The organism is Gimesia sp. (assembly GCF_048260065.1).
Lineage (GTDB): Bacteria > Planctomycetota > Planctomycetia > Planctomycetales > Planctomycetaceae > Gimesia.
This window is the reverse complement of record NZ_JBLXHC010000011.1, coordinates 71310-87812: the sequence shown is the minus strand read 5'-3', so window position 1 is coordinate 87812 and position 16503 is coordinate 71310. Positions and strand designations below refer to the sequence as shown.

Annotated in this window: 24 protein-coding genes; 6 read left to right on the top strand and 18 right to left on the bottom strand. The window is 51.5% G+C overall.

Translation table 11 applies throughout. The features are described 5' to 3' along the window. The first annotated feature begins 14 nt into the window (after nt 1-14). Nucleotides 15-1418, top strand: coding sequence for a hypothetical protein (locus ACN0YN_RS19930; protein ID WP_417386768.1), 1404 nt, complete (start codon nt 15-17; stop codon nt 1416-1418). 54 nt (nt 1419-1472) lie between these two features. Further along, the gene (locus ACN0YN_RS19925) at nt 1473-1973 is read left to right on the top strand and encodes a 6-pyruvoyl trahydropterin synthase family protein (RefSeq protein WP_417386767.1); all 501 of its coding nucleotides are present in this window, start codon (nt 1473-1475) and stop codon (nt 1971-1973) included. 91 nt (nt 1974-2064) lie between these two features. Here ACN0YN_RS19925 and rpsR read toward each other — a convergent pair whose 3' ends face one another. From rpsR to ACN0YN_RS19910, 3 genes are all read right to left on the bottom strand, one after another. After that, nucleotides 2065-2346 (bottom strand): 30S ribosomal protein S18, encoded by a 282-nt coding sequence (gene rpsR, locus ACN0YN_RS19920; protein WP_145045814.1) that lies wholly within the window; start codon nt 2344-2346, stop codon nt 2065-2067. A 119-nt stretch (nt 2347-2465) separates the two neighbouring features. After that, nucleotides 2466-2735: a 30S ribosomal protein S14 gene (gene rpsN, locus ACN0YN_RS19915; protein ID WP_417386766.1), complete on the bottom strand. Its 270-nt coding sequence runs from the start codon at nt 2733-2735 to the stop codon at nt 2466-2468. 165 nt (nt 2736-2900) lie between these two features. After that, the gene (locus ACN0YN_RS19910; protein ID WP_417386765.1) at nt 2901-3707 is read right to left on the bottom strand and encodes an SDR family NAD(P)-dependent oxidoreductase; all 807 of its coding nucleotides are present in this window, start codon (nt 3705-3707) and stop codon (nt 2901-2903) included. A gap of 210 nt (nt 3708-3917) precedes the next feature. Here ACN0YN_RS19910 and ACN0YN_RS19905 point away from each other — a divergent pair, with 210 nt between their 5' ends. From ACN0YN_RS19905 to scpB, 4 genes are all read left to right on the top strand, one after another. Further along, nucleotides 3918-4616: an NAD(P)H-hydrate epimerase gene (locus tag ACN0YN_RS19905; protein ID WP_417386764.1), complete on the top strand. Its 699-nt coding sequence runs from the start codon at nt 3918-3920 to the stop codon at nt 4614-4616. Nucleotides 4617-4808: 192 nt separating this feature from the next. Further along, nucleotides 4809-5564 carry a Crp/Fnr family transcriptional regulator gene (locus ACN0YN_RS19900; RefSeq protein WP_417386763.1) on the top strand — a complete coding sequence of 252 codons (756 nt, stop codon included), beginning with the start codon at nt 4809-4811 and terminating at the stop codon, nt 5562-5564. A 159-nt stretch (nt 5565-5723) separates the two neighbouring features. Then, the gene (locus tag ACN0YN_RS19895) at nt 5724-6197 is read left to right on the top strand and encodes a zf-HC2 domain-containing protein (RefSeq protein WP_417386762.1); all 474 of its coding nucleotides are present in this window, start codon (nt 5724-5726) and stop codon (nt 6195-6197) included. A gap of 76 nt (nt 6198-6273) precedes the next feature. Then, a complete protein-coding gene (gene scpB / locus ACN0YN_RS19890; RefSeq protein ID WP_417386761.1) occupies nt 6274-7029 on the top strand; it encodes an SMC-Scp complex subunit ScpB in 756 nt (251 codons plus the stop codon). A gap of 12 nt (nt 7030-7041) precedes the next feature. On the opposite strand, the gene ACN0YN_RS19885 is transcribed toward scpB, so the two are convergent. The 15 genes from ACN0YN_RS19885 to ACN0YN_RS19815 form a co-directional block, all read right to left on the bottom strand. Further along, nucleotides 7042-7500, bottom strand: a complete 459-nt coding sequence (locus ACN0YN_RS19885) for a hypothetical protein (protein WP_417386760.1) — start codon at nt 7498-7500, stop codon at nt 7042-7044. Between the two features lie 73 nt (nt 7501-7573). After that, nucleotides 7574-8326, bottom strand: a complete 753-nt coding sequence (locus ACN0YN_RS19880) for a hypothetical protein (protein WP_417386759.1) — start codon at nt 8324-8326, stop codon at nt 7574-7576. Between the two features lie 196 nt (nt 8327-8522). After that, nucleotides 8523-9017 (bottom strand): GNAT family N-acetyltransferase, encoded by a 495-nt coding sequence (locus ACN0YN_RS19875; RefSeq protein WP_417386758.1) that lies wholly within the window; start codon nt 9015-9017, stop codon nt 8523-8525. 126 nt (nt 9018-9143) lie between these two features. Further along, a complete protein-coding gene (locus ACN0YN_RS19870; RefSeq protein ID WP_417386757.1) occupies nt 9144-9965 on the bottom strand; it encodes a hypothetical protein in 822 nt (273 codons plus the stop codon). A 191-nt stretch (nt 9966-10156) separates the two neighbouring features. Further along, entirely contained in the window at nt 10157-10411 is a 255-nt protein-coding gene (locus ACN0YN_RS19865; protein WP_417386756.1) for a hypothetical protein, read from the bottom strand. A gap of 86 nt (nt 10412-10497) precedes the next feature. Then, entirely contained in the window at nt 10498-10950 is a 453-nt protein-coding gene (locus ACN0YN_RS19860; protein ID WP_417386755.1) for a hypothetical protein, read from the bottom strand. A gap of 20 nt (nt 10951-10970) precedes the next feature. Further along, entirely contained in the window at nt 10971-11240 is a 270-nt protein-coding gene (locus ACN0YN_RS19855; protein ID WP_417386754.1) for a hypothetical protein, read from the bottom strand. A gap of 54 nt (nt 11241-11294) precedes the next feature. Beyond that, nucleotides 11295-11954 carry a hypothetical protein gene (locus ACN0YN_RS19850; protein WP_417386753.1) on the bottom strand — a complete coding sequence of 220 codons (660 nt, stop codon included), beginning with the start codon at nt 11952-11954 and terminating at the stop codon, nt 11295-11297. 29 nt (nt 11955-11983) lie between these two features. Next, nucleotides 11984-12988 (bottom strand): hypothetical protein, encoded by a 1005-nt coding sequence (locus tag ACN0YN_RS19845; protein WP_417386752.1) that lies wholly within the window; start codon nt 12986-12988, stop codon nt 11984-11986. A 49-nt stretch (nt 12989-13037) separates the two neighbouring features. Next, nucleotides 13038-13478 carry an NUDIX hydrolase gene (locus tag ACN0YN_RS19840; RefSeq protein WP_417386751.1) on the bottom strand — a complete coding sequence of 147 codons (441 nt, stop codon included), beginning with the start codon at nt 13476-13478 and terminating at the stop codon, nt 13038-13040. Between the two features lie 43 nt (nt 13479-13521). Then, complete coding sequence (locus tag ACN0YN_RS19835; protein ID WP_417386750.1) at nt 13522-13962, bottom strand: DUF6188 family protein; 441 nt, start codon at nt 13960-13962, stop codon at nt 13522-13524. 9 nt (nt 13963-13971) lie between these two features. Further along, nucleotides 13972-14469: a hypothetical protein gene (locus ACN0YN_RS19830; protein ID WP_417386749.1), complete on the bottom strand. Its 498-nt coding sequence runs from the start codon at nt 14467-14469 to the stop codon at nt 13972-13974. A gap of 11 nt (nt 14470-14480) precedes the next feature. Further along, nucleotides 14481-14933 carry a hypothetical protein gene (locus ACN0YN_RS19825; RefSeq protein ID WP_417386748.1) on the bottom strand — a complete coding sequence of 151 codons (453 nt, stop codon included), beginning with the start codon at nt 14931-14933 and terminating at the stop codon, nt 14481-14483. Beyond that, the gene (locus tag ACN0YN_RS19820) at nt 14914-15735 is read right to left on the bottom strand and encodes an ADP-ribosylglycohydrolase family protein (protein ID WP_417386747.1); all 822 of its coding nucleotides are present in this window, start codon (nt 15733-15735) and stop codon (nt 14914-14916) included. Before ACN0YN_RS19820 ends, ACN0YN_RS19825 begins: the two co-directional genes overlap by 20 nt. Nucleotides 15736-15829: 94 nt before the next feature. Then, complete coding sequence (locus ACN0YN_RS19815) at nt 15830-16267, bottom strand: SMI1/KNR4 family protein (RefSeq protein ID WP_417386746.1); 438 nt, start codon at nt 16265-16267, stop codon at nt 15830-15832. Between the last annotated feature and the right edge of the window lie 236 nt (nt 16268-16503).

The following is a 16503-nucleotide window of genomic DNA, read 5'->3' as shown; positions in this document are numbered from 1 at the left end:
GACACAGGTGACCTATGAGCCAATTCAGTCGTCGTGACTTCCTCGCTGCCTCCCTGGCAGCGACTGGCACTGCGTTTTCCCTTGATGAGTGGACCTTCGCGAATCAGGCAGACACGACCCGCAATCCGAATCTGCATATTGCGCCTTTTCGGTTCGATGTCTCTCCGCCTGAAGGACATTCCCTCTGCGGAGGCTGGATCAAACCGGTCGTCGGGTATGACGATTCCCTGGAAGCGATCGGCTACGTCCTGCTCGGGGCCGGAAAGCCGATTGTGGTCTGCGCCGTCGACTGGACCGGTCTGCTCAACGACGCACATATCGCCTGGCGAACCGCTCTGGCCGAAGCCGCCGGCACCACCATCGATCGGGTGGCCGTCCAGTGTGTGCATCAGCATAACGCCCCCTTCGCCTGCCTGAACGCCGAACAGATCATCCTCGATCAAGGGGATCTGCCGCACATCGTCGAGCTCGACTTCTTCAACGAATGTCTCGACAAAGCCCGCAAAGCAGTCAGCACGGCGCTCCCCAAAGCAGAACCTGTGACGCATGTCGCACACAGCCAGGGAAAAGTCGACAAGGTCGCCTCCAACCGTCGGATCAACCGCGACAAAGCAGGCAAGATCATCAGCATGCGAGGCAGCAGCTGCAGAGATGAAAAGCTGCGGAGCATGACCGAAGGGACCATCGATCCCTTCCTGAAAACGATCGCCTTCTACAACAAAGATAAAAAGCTGGTCTCCTGCCATTACTACGCCACCCATCCCATGAGCTATTACGGCGACGGACGCGTCAGCAGTGACTTCACCGGCATCGCCCGCAAGCAGCGTCAGCAGGAAGAACCAGGTTGCACGCACATTTACTTCACCGGCTGTTCCGGAAACATTTCCGCCGGTAAGTACAATGATGGCACGAAACCGATGCGGGGCATTCTGGCAAAACGCATCTATGAAGGAATGGTCGCCTCCGAAAAAGGGCTCAAACCGGAACCGGTCGGGCAGCTGACCTGGAAAACTCACGACATTTTACCTCCCGTTCGCAGCACTTTCAGCGTAGAAGAATTGACGAAGACGATTTCCAACAAGGATAACAGTGTTGTGAATCGAAACCGGCCCTCCTACATGCTGGCCTGGCTGCAACGGGTCGAGAAGAAAATTCCGATCACGCTCAGTTCTCTGCAGATGAACGACATCAAAACGCTGCATCTGCCCGCAGAGAGCTTTATCGAGTACCAGTTAAGAGCTCAGAGCATTCAGCCCGATCAGTTCATCGCAACAGCCGCTTATGGAGATGGCGGTCCCTGGTACATCCCGGTCGCGGAAGAGTATCCCGCAGGTGGTTACGAAGTCAGCGTCGCCTTCTGTGATCCCGGTATCGATGCCGTGATGACACAGGGTATGAAATCTCTGCTGGACAGTTAATAATATCAGTCAACGTATTACGAATCACGTTTATTACGAGGTCGAAATAATATCATGGGTATGACAATCATGCGGCGGATCAAGTTTAATGCGGGTCACCGCTTATTCCGCCATGAAGGGAAATGCCAGTTTTTTCATGGTCACAACTATGTGGCCGACTTTTACGTCACCGGTCCCGATACGGATGCGGTCGGGCGGATCATCGACTTTGCGCACCTCAAAAGCCTGCTCAAAGGCTGGATTGATGAAAACTGGGATCACGGTTTTCTGCTCAACATTGAAGACGAGAACGGCTTAAACGCCATCCGCATGGTCGAACCGACCAAGTACTTCGTCCTGCCTTACAATCCCACTGCAGAAAATATGGCCCGCTACCTGCTGGATGAAGTCTGCCCAGGCCTGCTCAACGATCTCGGAGTCCAGGCGGTGAAAGTCGTGATCTGGGAGACTGAAGAATCCTGTGCGGAAGCAACCATCGACCAGAAAGAGAAATCCGAACCCAGCCTGCTGGATGCCTTTCAAACCGATTCCTTCCCGACAGGTCTGCACTGGTAAACGCAACCTTAAGAATGAAACCACAAACATAAAAAAAGCTCTGGACCAGATCAGTCCAGAGCTTTTTCGTTTGTGTCTTCTCTTCAGTCGCTTAGTCTTCTGCAACGTAAGGCAGCAGACCGATGAAGCGGGCTCGCAGAACCGCACGACGGACAGCACGCTGATACAGGGCTGAAGTGCCGGTACGACGACGAGGAAGAATACGTCCTTCGCGATCCAGGAGAGAACGCAGAGTTCTCAGATCCTTGTAATCGACGTATACGGGACGTGGAATGTTACCATCCGGGCAGAACCGGCATTTGAGCTTCTTTTTCAGACGAGCTCGTTTTTTCCGACGTTTGACAATCTCTTTACGCGATAAACCGACTGACATTCTGTTTTCCTTTTTCATGCGCCGTAAACAAGGGACACCCGATATCCGGGGCGACGCTGATTTGACGTTGCTGGCTGGAATCGAAGATCACACTCTTCGATCTCGTGGGAACGATCAGCTTACCAGCTTGATTTCTTCATGCCGGGGATCAGGCCATCTAAAGCCATATCCCGCAGAGCGATACGCGAAATCTGGAACTTGCGATAGTTGCCACGGGGACGACCTGTCAGCTGACAGAGACGACGCATACGAGTGCGGCTGGAGTTACGAGGCAGTTTAGCAAGGCCTTCGTAGTCACCTTTGGCAATCAGCTCAGCCCGTTTAGCAGCATGCTTTTCTACCAGAGCGTAAATCTTTTTCTGTTTTTCAATCTTTGATTTGGAAGCCATTTATATACCTTCTGCGACAAATTCCAAAATTGGGAACGACAGTTATACTGCCTGTCACGCCAGATCGTCAACTTGGCGGGCTGTTTTCAATGCAAAATCAACTAAAAAAACGCAAACTTCAACGCGAACTTCCCCGGTCGGGGAGCGACAAAGTGTACATGCGCGCTATTTTTTCTCTTTGGGGGGCTGCGGACGAAAATACTTCATCGACTCGACCACCACCGTCCGCCGGGTCGCGATGCGTACCAGCAGCGACAGGATGTAGTTGCCCCAGCCGGAAACCGTGTACTGCCGCTTCTTTTCCAGCGCCTTGAGACCGGTTTTCACCACCTGATCGACGGTCTGGTAACGATGTTTCTTCAACCAGCCTTCCACGCCGGCGACATCGAAAAACTCGGTCTGCGTTGTTCCCGGGCATAACGCCGTCACTGTCACCCCTTTATCGCGGGCTTCAGCCCAGAGGCCTTCCGTGAAATGCAGCACGAAGCTTTTACTGGCCGCATAGGCTGACATGTAGGCAACCGGCTGAAACGCAGCGACAGAAGCGATATTGATGATCCCCCCGTGTCCCCGTTCCATCATCTCGGGCAGATAGTAATAGGTCAGGTCGGTCAGGGCACCGATATTGAGTCTGACCATCTGCATCACCCGTTCTCGATCGGTGGCAGCGATATCAGAAACAACACTGAAGCCCGCATTATTGATCAGCAGCTCAACCTGCACGCCCCGTTTTTTGACTTCTTCGTACAGCCGGGCAGGAGCATCCTCTTCGGAGAGATCCAGCACAATCACTTCTGTTTTCGTGCCATGACGGGTCAGCAGTTCTGCAGCCAGTTCTTCCAGCTTCTCTTTACGGCGGGCTGTCAGCACAAGATGCATCCCCCGGGCAGCCAGCCGGTGCGCAAACTCCAGGCCGATTCCGGATGAAGCACCCGTAATCAGAGCCCATCGATCAGAATATTCATCTATCACTGCTGACTCTCCAGAAGTATCCTGTTTGGAGACTGAGATTTTCCATTTTGAAAAGAGGTCGGGAAGAAGTGCTGCCCGCGTCCTCGGAGATCGTAATTCAATTTCCCTCTGTTGAAAACCCCGTAACCACTGATAATAAACTTACTTTGATCGATTTTTTACCCTTTTTTAATTACTCAATTGCTACAGAATCAGAATCCGAGGAGAAAAATGCCCCCTGTCAACAGACTCAGCCGGGACGAAGTACGCAGCGTTGACCAGCGCACCATCGAAGAATTCGGGCTGCCAGGCATTGCCCTGATGGAGAATGCCGGCCGCGGCGTGTTCGAACTGCTCGTTTCACTGAAAGCAGCAGGACCTGTGAAAATCTGCGCTGGTAAAGGCAATAATGGCGGCGACGGCTTTGTCATCGCCCGTCATCTCGATAACGCCGGCATCCCGGTGGAAATCTATCTGCTGGCCGATCCCACGGAACTCAAAGGGGATGCCGCCATCAACTTTCACGTGGCGCAGCGCATGGGAATCGACATGCACATCGATCCCGACCTGAATCAACCGCAGGCGTTTCGCGAATTCCTGAATTCAGCAGACTGGATTGTCGACGCCCTGCTGGGAACCGGTTTGCAAGGCACCATTCGCGAACCCTACTCAACCGCTATTTCGCTCATCAATCAGGCCCCCGGCTTCAAGCTGGCCGTCGACCTCCCTTCCGGCCTCGACTGCGATACTGGAGTGCCTCTGGGCGAATGCATTCACGCTCACCAGACCGCGACCTTCGTCGCCGAAAAAAAAGGTTTCGCCAATCCCGATTCCCGCCAGTACACGGGAACCATCCATGTTCTGCCCATCGGAGCGCCGGACAAAATCGTGGAGGATCTCCTGCAAAAACAGGATTCCAGCGAACATTGAGCCCTTTCTCGCTCTGTACAAATCGATGCAAACCCAAAAAATAGCCCGTTTCCATAAAACGGGGGTTCTCAAAACCGCTTCTGACGCTGTATATTAGGTAGCAGACGGAAAACGCAATTTCCGGACTCTGCAGCTGCCGTTGACTTTCTCATGTCATTCCCTGTGAACTGAAACAGGGCAAGGTTCGTCTCCATGGACAAAAATTTCTGGTACCTGAAGAATTGCGATCTGTTCGAGCGCTTGAGTCAGGATCAGATTGCGCATGTCGAACGGAACTCCTCGGTTCGAAATTTCGCTCGCGGAAATATGGTCTATCTCCCCACAGAGAGCAGTGATTCGGTTTACCTGCTTCTGTCCGGCAGAATCAAGCTCTATCACCTGACCGGCGAAGGAAAACAGGCGCTGCTGGCGTTGATCGAACCCGGCGAACTCTTTGGCGAGCTGGCCATTCTGGGGGGCGGCGAACGCGAAGAATATGCAGAAGCGATGTTGAAATCCTCGATTCTCCGCATCCCGGGACAGATCATTCAGGATCTCATGGAACATCATGCTACCGTCTCGCTGGGCGTGACCAAGCTGATGGGATTACGCCGACAACGGATCGAGCAGCGACTCAAATCACTGCTGTTTCGCTCCAATCGGGATCGACTGACTCATCTACTGCTCGAATTAGCAGAAAAATATGGCCGTTTCACCAGTGAAGGGGTTCTGATCAACATCAAACTCTCGCATCAGGAACTGGCCAGCATCATCGGCAGCACGCGGGAAACCGTGACTGTTCTGCTGGGCGAACTTCAGGACGAACGCAGCATCGATATCCAGAAGCGCCACATTATCTTACGGAAAGCCCGGTACCTGGCACATTCGATTGATTTTAAACTGACACCCGCCTTCCAGTCGAAACCGGATCAGTCGGGTGAATTCGTCTTAAGAGGAGCCGAAGCCTGAAATAAATCCCGCCATCCCCCTTCTGTGAACCGAAATGCAGAGAAACTGTAAGCTATCTCACAGATCACACAGGCACTGGCTACGATAATAAAAGCAGGGGAAAAGTCCCACAAAAGAAAGAAAGCAGAAATTCCTGCTGATGTAGCAGGAGGTTTTAACATGAACAAAAACAACCCAACCACATCTTCAATCGATACCGAAACAGAGTGGCGCGACTGCGCACCAGGCGACCTGTGTCAGTTTGTGTCCGTGATGAAAAAACGGAAAAAGATCAGCCACCTGATCACCGGTGCTGAGATCCTGACGGTCTGTCTGGCCGTAGGACTGGTCGGTTTTATCGGCATGAATTCCATTTCGGGCTCTGCCACTCCCTCCGGCGACCAGCTGGCCGGTAAAAAAATGCCCGGAGGCATTAACTGTAAGCAGGCCCTCGACTATGCGGGTGACTACATTGCCCATAAGCTCGATCAACATACTACAGAGCAAATGCAGGTCCACCTCGCCCATTGTCCCAAGTGCCAGAAAAAGGTTGATGAAATCGAAGCAAATATGCACAATAACCCGGCCCAGCTGAAAGCCGCCCGACAGAGACAGGCGGACTGGGAAGCGTATGTGCTGGCTTTGAATCAATGAAACTCTGAGAAGACTCTTTGATCGTCCGGTGAGCACTCTGAACTTTGATGCTTGATTCCCTGAAAGGATTGAGGGAATGTCTGTGGAAGAAGAACAACCAGCCAGCGACGATACCAGTTCCAATGAAGACGACTTTCTGGCCGCCTTCGCTGCAAGCAGTCAGGTCGATGAAGAGATCGACGCCGACTACGAACGGACGCTGGAAGCCATCGAAGCGGTCGAACGGGATCTGGAACTGCCAGACGAACAGCCCGCTGAAGAAACTGCCGAACCGTCCAAAAGCAGCAGTACATCGGTAAAACGCGAGACCCGCATTCCCCCGCGTCAGATCATCGAAGCAGCCCTGTTTGTCGGCGGCAAACCGCTGACGACGAAGAGGCTCTGCTCACTGCTCAATGATGAATACTCTTCTTCCTATGTCGACGATTTACTCGATGACATTAATCGCCAGTACATTGAAGAATCGCGACCCTATGAGATCCGGATGGAAGAAGGGGGCTACCGGCTGATCCTCAGGCACGACTTCGAACGCATTCGCAACCGTGTGTATGGCTTCGGTCCCAAAGAAGTCAAACTCTCGCAGGATGCCCTCGAGGTCCTGGCGCTCGTCGCCTATCAGCAGCCGATCACGAAAGATCAGATCATCGAAGCCGGCAAAGACAAAGCCAACGGCGTCCTGCGCCAGCTGCTCCGACGCGAACTGATTGCCATCGAACGGAACGAAGATAAAAAAGCGGAAGTCAAATACATCACCACCGCCCGCTTCCTGCAGGTCTTCGGCTTAGGCAACATCGAAGAACTGCCTTACAGCGAATCGTTGAGTCATAAGTAAGACTTGCAGCGGCTATCCGTCAAAATACAGTTCTTCCAGATTCCATTGCCGATCATAGTCCAGACATAAATCGAGCGAAGGAAAGACCGTAATCCCAAAATAAATCAGGCGGATCCCGGTGTGAAATAAAATCACATGTTCCAGCTTCCAGTTCTGGTACAGTTCAGACTCCGATTCATTTGCTTCGTCAAAACCATATTCCAGCGCCAGACTTTTCAGCTTTGCATGCAGCGGAGTTAACAGAGCGGACGGTTTTTTCTGAATCAGTTCGGCATACATCTGCTCGGCGATGTTCAAGCGCGCCTGGAATTCCTCTTCTGTCTGCTGTTGCGGAGGAACCAGGAAACCGGGAACAAACACGACATTCACATTTTGAAAGCCATCGATCTCTCGACTGGTCGCGTAGTCGACAACTTCATCCAACTGCATATTACCTAAGACATCAGAATATAAGGTTTCTGGATATTTCATGATTCAGCCGAAGAGAATGATGTTCTGAGCGTCTGATTGTATTGTAACCGGCTCAGCTCTCAAAGTCGCACGCTTACTGCCATTCATTCTGCTGAAACAATGCAAACTGTTGCTTCAGATTGTCTTCCAGTTCCTGTTTCAAATCTGAGGAGTCGCCTGCCCGGCGGGTTAACTCTTCCAGCCAGGATTTTGTTTTGATCTTCACCATCCAGACCTCCTGTTCGGTCTTGCCTTTGCGGCGCTGCGTGGTCGTCACTCCTTTGGCGACGACTCCCTCATTGACTGGATATTTCCCCTGATAAACATCCTGCATGAACTCCCGGGTCAGCGCCCCTTCATAGACTACCTCAGCGATGTCGAGATGCCCGAAATGCTGCCGAAAGTTTTGGGGCAGAACGAACCCCTGTTCGGGAATCAGCAGATCAAACAGTTTCAGCTCTTTTGTGTCGTCGTCGCGGTGCAGTCCCGAAAACGTATGTTCGCCGAAGAATTCACAGAAAGCGACCAGCGATTTTGCGTTCCGATACTCCTTATACTTCCGTAATGAAGAGAGAATCTGCTCCGCGTATTTCGACTCGAACAGTGAAAGGGCGCTCCCGAACAGCGGGTTCTCTACATCGATGGTCCTTTTGCGCGTCCCTGCCTGGCACCATCCCTCATTTTGTGTCCACTTGAACTGCAGGTTGGAGCCATCGTACTTGTGGAAAGCAACACAGGGCTGGTTCAGGAAATCTATCTGCAAACCCTCAATGGAAGGATAACGTGCTAATTGCGGACGAGGCCGGCCTGAATTCTGACGCGGTCTGCGCGATTTTTGATTAGCCATCAACGTACCCCTTGCCTGCTGACCCGAAACTGAGCGTATCCCCGTCTACGACACCAGCCCACCCGTTTCGGTTCGGAGGATCTCGACGGTCACATCTGAAAAGAGATTTTGTGTTCTCCTCTGCTCACAACAGTAATATCGCCGCTCCAGTCTTGAAGTATCAATAGCAGCGAATCATTGAGTCATCAGCAACTCGTCAGATACGATACTGGCCCATGATGACGATGTCCTGATACGCGCCGTCGATGTATCTCGCGAAGCGCTTGACCCCTTCCACCTGAAAACCGTGTTTGCGATACAGGTTCATAGCCACTTCGTTATCCGAGAATACTTCCAGTTCCAGTCGCTTCAGCCCCTGTGCCCAGGCATGCGCCATCGCCCGTTCCAACAGCTGGCTGCCGATTCCCTGGCCACGATGTTCTGCGACGACCCCCATGCCCAGTCGCGCCACATGCCTGACGGAATCGCGCACGTGAGGAATGATGTCGGCCCAGCCGACAATCTGCTGGTCGATCACTGCCACATATTGAGCATGGTTCTGTTCGACGTTATGTCTGATATAGACTTCCGTATTCTCCGGGGAAGGGAGTTCCACAGTCAGCAGGTATCTTCTTTCAGCCGCCACGCGCGCCATCGCATCGCGAAAACCGGCAAGATCATCCAGCTGGATTGGTCTGACTTCGAACTCCATGATTCCGGACTCATCAAACAAGAAACGCGATGGGACTGATCCCATCCCTGTGTCAAGACGGTGACAAACACGTTAGTTTATGACAAAGTCCAGCCTGAACATGTTCGGTTCCGGACGACCGGAATCTCAGGCAGATTTGCTGCCTCGCCCCTTAAACACGGAGATCAGTAAAAAGACGACACCGGCGATAATCCACTTTACCATACCCCGGTATTTGCGAATCCCGCCTCCCTGGACCGTTCCTGTCGGGGGCTTCGGGTTACTGGCCATGACTGATTCGGCCCAGTCTTTGGCAGCACTTTGGGTCCAGCTGAGTTCATCCTGAGGCGCGTAGCAGTACAGAAACAGGACCTTGCCGTCAGCATCCAGAAACGTGGTCGTACAGCAGACCACATCATCTGATTTCTCTCCCTCCGCAGACACGTTGTAGGTCACGAACATGGAAAACGCCATGGCATTCGGAACATCGTAATGCGGGTCGAGGGGAACCACCTGGGACACCTGCATGGCAAAATCCATGTTGAACTCTTTACTGATACCTTGATTCACTTTGTCAAACAGATCGGGTAACTGCTTCTTCAGTGTCTCTGTGATTTTCCGGTTTTCCTCGACTGCCCCCTTTTTGAGTTTGGCGAAATCCCCGGTACCCAGTTCCGCTGTCTTCAGTTGTTTATTCACCTTCAACATGAAGGTCCTGTTGAGAGGCGGAATCTCCCCCGCTTTTGCTGCGGCGACATCCGATTCGGGAATATAATAGGCCAGCAGATCGTTGGCAGGATCAACCAGGCTGCGCGCCAGTCGATAGACGTCCCCCATCTCAGGCGTCACCCGTACATAGCCTGCCGGAGCCGGGACCTCAATCGTTTTATCGCCGATTGTGAAGCTGTCTGCAGAGACGGTGGAATGAAAACAGCACAGCAGCAAGATACCTGTCAGCAGAAATTTCATCGGAGCCCTTTATCTGATCTGAATGCAAATCGAATATAAACATCCGAATATCATGCCATAATGTGACCGTAGACTCCAATGAAAAACAGATAAATATTATCAGGCACGCAATTTCAGAGAATTGATCTTCCCGGCATCAATTCATTGAGAACCGGTCAGTAACGGGTTGCAGGGCGGGAGAGCCGCATCAGTCAATTCGAAATGGACTTCTGTTCGAGATCTGTGTCGGTCCAGAGACAGTATCCGGACCAGATCGCAATTCCCAGCCAGGCCAGCGACCCCAGTCCCATGAAACGATACATGGCCATTCTGCCTGCCATACCGCCTGGATTGCGGGGCAGATAAATTTCAGCAATCACCAGGCTGGCCAGACCGAGCAGGGCACACAGGGAAAACACGATCAGAAAAACCCCATGCTGTTTTCGGTTAAGGGGAAACTGTTTCACGTCGCTCTCGCTTGAAGATGTTTGAGGAACAAAGTTGAACGGCTGCTGCAGGAAAAGAGATACCAGTCTATTATAACAGTGGAACTTCATCTTTCGATCAACAATTCCAGCCATTGCTGTCCACCACAATGAATTCGTTTTTTGACTCCGTTGACCAGATCGGACCGAATCTCAATCGTCTCGGTTCGGACTAATTGTGTCTGAGGTTCTTCTGAATAAACATGGTTGCCGACATCCAGTTTCAACACAGCGCGAAATTGCTTCTGGTCCAGCGACTTCAGTTTTCCCGTTAATCTGACACCCATTTCCAGCGGAGGCTCACCTTCGGCTGCAGGCAGTTCTCCACCGGACAGGTAACGGAACTCTTCATTTTCTGAAAACAGGATCGTTAATTCGGCCAGCTCTTTGGGCCGTTCGTTTTGCTCAAACAGTCGCACGGTGAGTGACGACTTTTCGGTGTCGATCAATGGTTCACAGGTCTTTGCAAGACTCGATCCCGATAACAGGATTACAACGAAACAGGCCATTCGTACCAGCATGTGAAACTCCCTTTCCTGAATTATCCTTCCTGACTTTTCAACAATTCATTAATCCCCCGCACCTGATCGCGCCAGGGGATCCAGTGATAGGCATTGTCTCTGGCAAAATAAGTGCGGATCGTCTCCGGCGTCACGTCTGCCGTCAGCGCCTTTGCCATTCTCCAGACACGGACCAGTTCATAGGCAATCACCAGCAGAACGATCAGAGCGCCGCCGCTGGCTCCGATCAGAAACCCCATGATCAGAAACGGCCAGTTGATTAACGCGGGATACAGATCCATTTTTTTCATTGGTTTTTTGATCTCTCATCAGTCGGTTACCGAAAGCGTTTTTGCAGACAAATTTTACCAGCGCACATCACAGTCAGGCAATTGCGCTTTCAGAAATTGGAGAACTTTGGCATTCAAAATGGTATAATCAATCTTCAATTCTTTTAACTCTCGGCAGCTGGCCAGTGATCGCAATCCTTTCTCTGTGACCGCTGTGTCATTCACATAGAGCAGTACAAGCTGATCCAATGCTGCAATTTTTTCCAGCCCTGCATCGGTAACCGCTGTCCCCGAGATATCCAGTTCGCGGAGTTCCGGAAAGGCAAGCAGCAATTCCACATCACTATCGGAAAACCGGCTGTCGCTAATGATGATTTCTGTAACGTCAGTAAAGCAGGAATCTCTCACGACAGGCACAATCCAGTTCAAAGGGCGCGGCGGTTCCCCCACTGACACTTGACCCACAGCGCGCTGACCACGCCCAATTCTTAAAACCAGGCCACCACCCGCGTCTATCACGGGGGGGTCGTATTTGTATTCATCATATTGTGCGCGAATCGCAGCATCATATTTCAACAGTTCCGAGATATAGTGCCTCCGCGTAGAGCCGCGGACGACGAAATAGCATAAAGCAGCGCCCAGAAAGATCACGGTCATCAGCAGCAGACTCAGCCAGAACTTCCGAAGATAGAAGCGGAACGCAAGCGTACTGTTTTTCGTGGAGTTCTCTGACACTATGACCTCCCCACTATGAACAACTTCACTCAAAGATAAACCGCATGCCCCAGGTGACACATTAGAATCATATAAAAGTAATACCACTCTTCCGGATCTCCATCGACCGGTTCCGCGATTTCTAAAATTCCCGGCTCCCGTTCCCGGATTATGGGATTCAGTTTTTCTTCCTCGTACTGCCAGCGCAGCTGGACGATTTCCGCGGCCTTTTTGGATTTCGAAAGATAGACGGCCCGCGCAATCTGATCCTGTTGAGGATCAAACCAGTACACGAATCCGATGGCGTCTTTATCGGGAAGCACGCCTCCTGAACCTTCATCAAAGGGAGATGTGGGATCGGTTTTGCTGAACTTCGCACTGAAATGCCGCAAGCCCCAGACGGAGGCCTCCGTATTCAGGTACTTCCATTCTTCGAGCGTGTCGGGAAAAGCCCGTTTCGGCTGCTGACTCTGCATTCGTTTCAGTGTCTCTTCCAGATAATCCTGATTTGTCGCGCACAGCAGAATTCCCGCGCGAGGCTGAGCCAGATACAGCGTCCAGTCATCTTGTTCCCTGCGATCGGTGAATACAGCTACTTTCAACTTCTCGATCGAAATCGTTCTCCTGGCTCTCTGCAGGCAGATCTGAAATGCTTCAGCGACACTCTGGTGCGCTCCCGGATCAAACATCAGCACCTGGCAGCCTTCATAAGGCAACAATCCCAGTGATACCGGAGACCTGAAGCGGCGACTCCCTTCGACGGCCAAAGTGATCTTTTGCCCCTGCAGTAACTCGTACAAAGCTTCATTCTGAAACGACATTATCAAAGAGTAAGGAGCGACGCGAATCGATTCCAGAAATGAATACGTCGGGAAAGTGGCTTTCTTAAAGGTAATCGGCCCCTGTGAGACGATCAGCGATTCACTGTCGGAAGGCAGCCATTCGACTATTTCTCTGACAGCAACCGGCATCACAGGTTTTGGCACATCAGGTTCGCGCACGGGTCCAGCCCCCATCAGCAGAAAAGTAAAAACCAGAATCATTCGTCCTGACATCGGAGACTCCCTTCCATGCAGGTCATTAATTTTGAATTGACTGATGCCCTCAATTGTCCTCTAACAGAACCTGACACAAATCGTCGTAGATCTTCGGCGGTACCAGTCCGTTCCGTATCGAAGACAGTGCTTCACCCGTAAACCAGGTCACCTTAAACGACGCGCCATCCGACTCAATCCCTTCCGCCGGCAAAGCAGCTTTCACAGAATCGTCGATGCGGCACAGGTAATGATACATGATTTCATGTTCGGGAACCCCATTAAATTCGAAAATCGATTCATGAAAATTGAGGAACTGCAGCTCCTGATCTTTCAGCCCCAGCTCTTCAAACAGCTCCCGCGCAGCGGCATCCTGCAGCCTTTCTCTAAATTCGACGCCACCGCCGACAGGAATATAAAACCGAAAATCCCTGACAGGATCATGCCCCTCAGACAGCAACACCTGCCCGCGATGAATCAGTGAAATAATCACTTTGGTGCGAATCTTCATATCTAAAGCGTGTCTTTCCAGAACTGATGGTTTGTTTCGGCTGTCAGGAAAACACGATCAGACGTCCGTGATCTCCATGTACGGAAATGAGTTGTTGTTTCGTTGAGCTCTGCGACACAGGACACTGAAAATGCCAGGCTTCATAGCCGGTTGTCGATTGTACTTCCAGGCGGGTTCCGGTTTCAAATTCCAATATCAAACAACCATCGGGCTGGGCGACTGCTGACGTCAGCCGAAAGCCGAGCAGGTAATTGAGGCGATTCAGATCCGCGCGCCAGAAACCGGCGCCCGGCTTCGTTCCGCACAACGTGCGCGAGCCATTGGCATCCGAAATTTGTAGTTCGTCCTCAAACTGAATCAGTGACCGCACGGATTCCTCGTCTTCAAAGATCAGGCCCGTCAGTCCGGTCTCCTGAAATGCGATCAACGTATCACCGGCGATGGGCAGTAACAGATTGCGTCCGCTAGAAGTGATTCTTTTCATCGTTTGAATTCAACCTGGATACTGACCTTTTTCTGTCTGGCTTGTTCTGCGACTTATTAAACGAAATATGTAAAGGTGGTACAACGTGCCTGCCAGCCCGACAGCCGCCAGGGGACTGGCTTTGGCGTTTATCGAGATTGACAGATAAAAAAATAAAAGGAACATGAGTCCAAAAGGGACCGTCATCAGTAATGCCCAGGCAGCCAAACTTTCGATGGTAGACTTTGTTTTAAAGTAATACGCTTTCGCTATCAGCAGCAGCAGCCAGATTGAGGTCCCGGTAATTCCCCAGAGCCCCATGACGGCAGGTCCAGAGAGATTCCTGATTTCTGAGGGCGCATCTTCCAGAGGGCTACTATAAACCATCGTCAAAATGGCATAAGGCCCGTACAACGCAAGTATGGTAGTCAGGGAGAGCGCAAACAGAGCCAGCCCGATGATCTGCTGCCGGGACAGCTTTGGTTTTACAGTGTGATCGATGTCTATATTTGATTCGGAGTGTTTCATCAAATATGATTCTATCCTGTTTCCACCTGATAAGCTTCCCCGCTTTGAGGGAACTTGGGTTCATACTCGATGCCGGCCTGATGTAATGCAGCCATCGAACGAAAGGCTACTTCGCCCCACTGTTTTTGTACCGTCTCCGGTGCATCTTTGGGGATCTTGCGCCATTCATTTGCGAGGAATTGGATCTGATTCGGTTCGAGCCAGAGTGCCAGCCGGCCCTTTTGCTGTTCCTGATAGGCATTTGTGAGTGCGGGTTCATCGCGAAGTCGATCGCGGGCAGCCGCCAGTTCACTTTGATAATTTTGCTGGAATGGTTCAGTCAGTGACTGTTCCAGGATTGCCTGAAGATTCCAGAGCGCGCGCTGTTCTGCCTGATCCTCGATTCCTAAAAAAGAATCTTCCGAGTATCGGGAGAGTATTTCAAAAAGTACCAGCGCCTCGTCTTCAGTCAGTTTCAGTTGCATCGTTTTTATTTCCATCCGGATTCATTGGGCTTCCGGTAACAAAACGGTGATGGAATGTCTGCACGGTCTCCCTCAGTCGGTCATCCAGCAGCGGTAAAACCTGTTGCGAAATTTCTTCAGGCACGCCGCCATAAAAGGGTTCTGCAATCGCACCCGCGATACAGGCCATCGTGTCCGCATCGCCGCCCAGTGAAATTGCATTTCGGATGGCGGATTCGAAATCGGTCGATTCCAGAAACGCGATAATCGACTCCGGTACAGAGCCCTGACAGGAAACATCAAACACATAATGAGGACGGATCTCTTCCAGTGTTCTTTGCAGATCATAATGGAATTTGCTTTCGACGAACTCGCGAATCTCTGCCTTCGTTTTTCCGGTACGTGCCAGAAAGACACAAGCTGCCGTTGCCTGGGCACCGTAAATACCCTGCTGATGGTTATGAGTCACCTCAGCTGACTTTTTCGCCAGATACAAACAGTTTTCTAACGATTCCGCAGCATAGGCGACCGGGCTGACACGCATGGCAGAACCATTTCCCCAGCTCTGATAGGGTATCCGCTGTCGCAACTGTGCCCAGGAGAGAAATGTATGTCCGTAACCGGCGTCGGGATAATACCGCACATATCGGTGAAATGTTTTGACGAGATCAGTATCGTTCATCAGCCAGTCCGCAACTGCAGCTGTGAGCACTGTGTCGTCAGTGAAAGTCGACTCTTCGCGAAACAGATAAAACCGTGTCGACTTCGTGGGCACATGTTCGAAATACGAACCAATCACATCGCCTGCAATAGCGCCCCACATTAACTGTAACTCACTGATTCTGGTCGAGAAAAAATGGTTTTACCTTGAATATTGAGCATAAAATTCCTCATTGGAAATAAGAGTGACGGAGCATTCATAACATCAGCTCACCAGTGAGCCAGCGTTCCAGATAAGCCGATAGCGAGGGGGCGCAGCAGGTTCGACTGTCTTCTTCGTGGTTCCAGACAAACACATCGGGTCTGCGGATTTCTCCGGCCTGGATCGGATAAGCGAACTGATCCCCATTGCCGGCGTCGGCAAAGAACAGCAGATGATCAAAAGGCATATACAGTTCCGGAAAGTCCGGGTTCTCGCGAAACGCTTTGTTTTCCCGCACGATACGCTCCAGTGGCCAGATCAGCCCCAGCCCGTATGCGCCTTCAACCCCGTTTGATTCCCGCAACAGACTGGCCAGGTCCTCTGGCAGAACGACTCCCAGTTCGGATTCCGCCTGCTGAATAGCATGCAACGTTGCACCGGGAAAGAATTCGGCATCGCTGCATAACTTCAGAATCTGATCTTTCCAGGACATGAGTGTGTATCCAAAAATAACGATGCGATTCAGCTGTGAATCATTTCAGAATATCAACTCTGAAAAAGGGGCTCAAGAAATTTCTCAACTCAACCAATCACGTGGGTGGGGCCGAGCGCAGCGAGCAGGAAATTGTCAGAGTTGAAAGAGATAATTATGGATACGTAAATGTGTTCGCAGTTGAACTATCCTGAATCGGCACTGTCTGTTTAATCGCAGCTTTCACTGACAGTTTC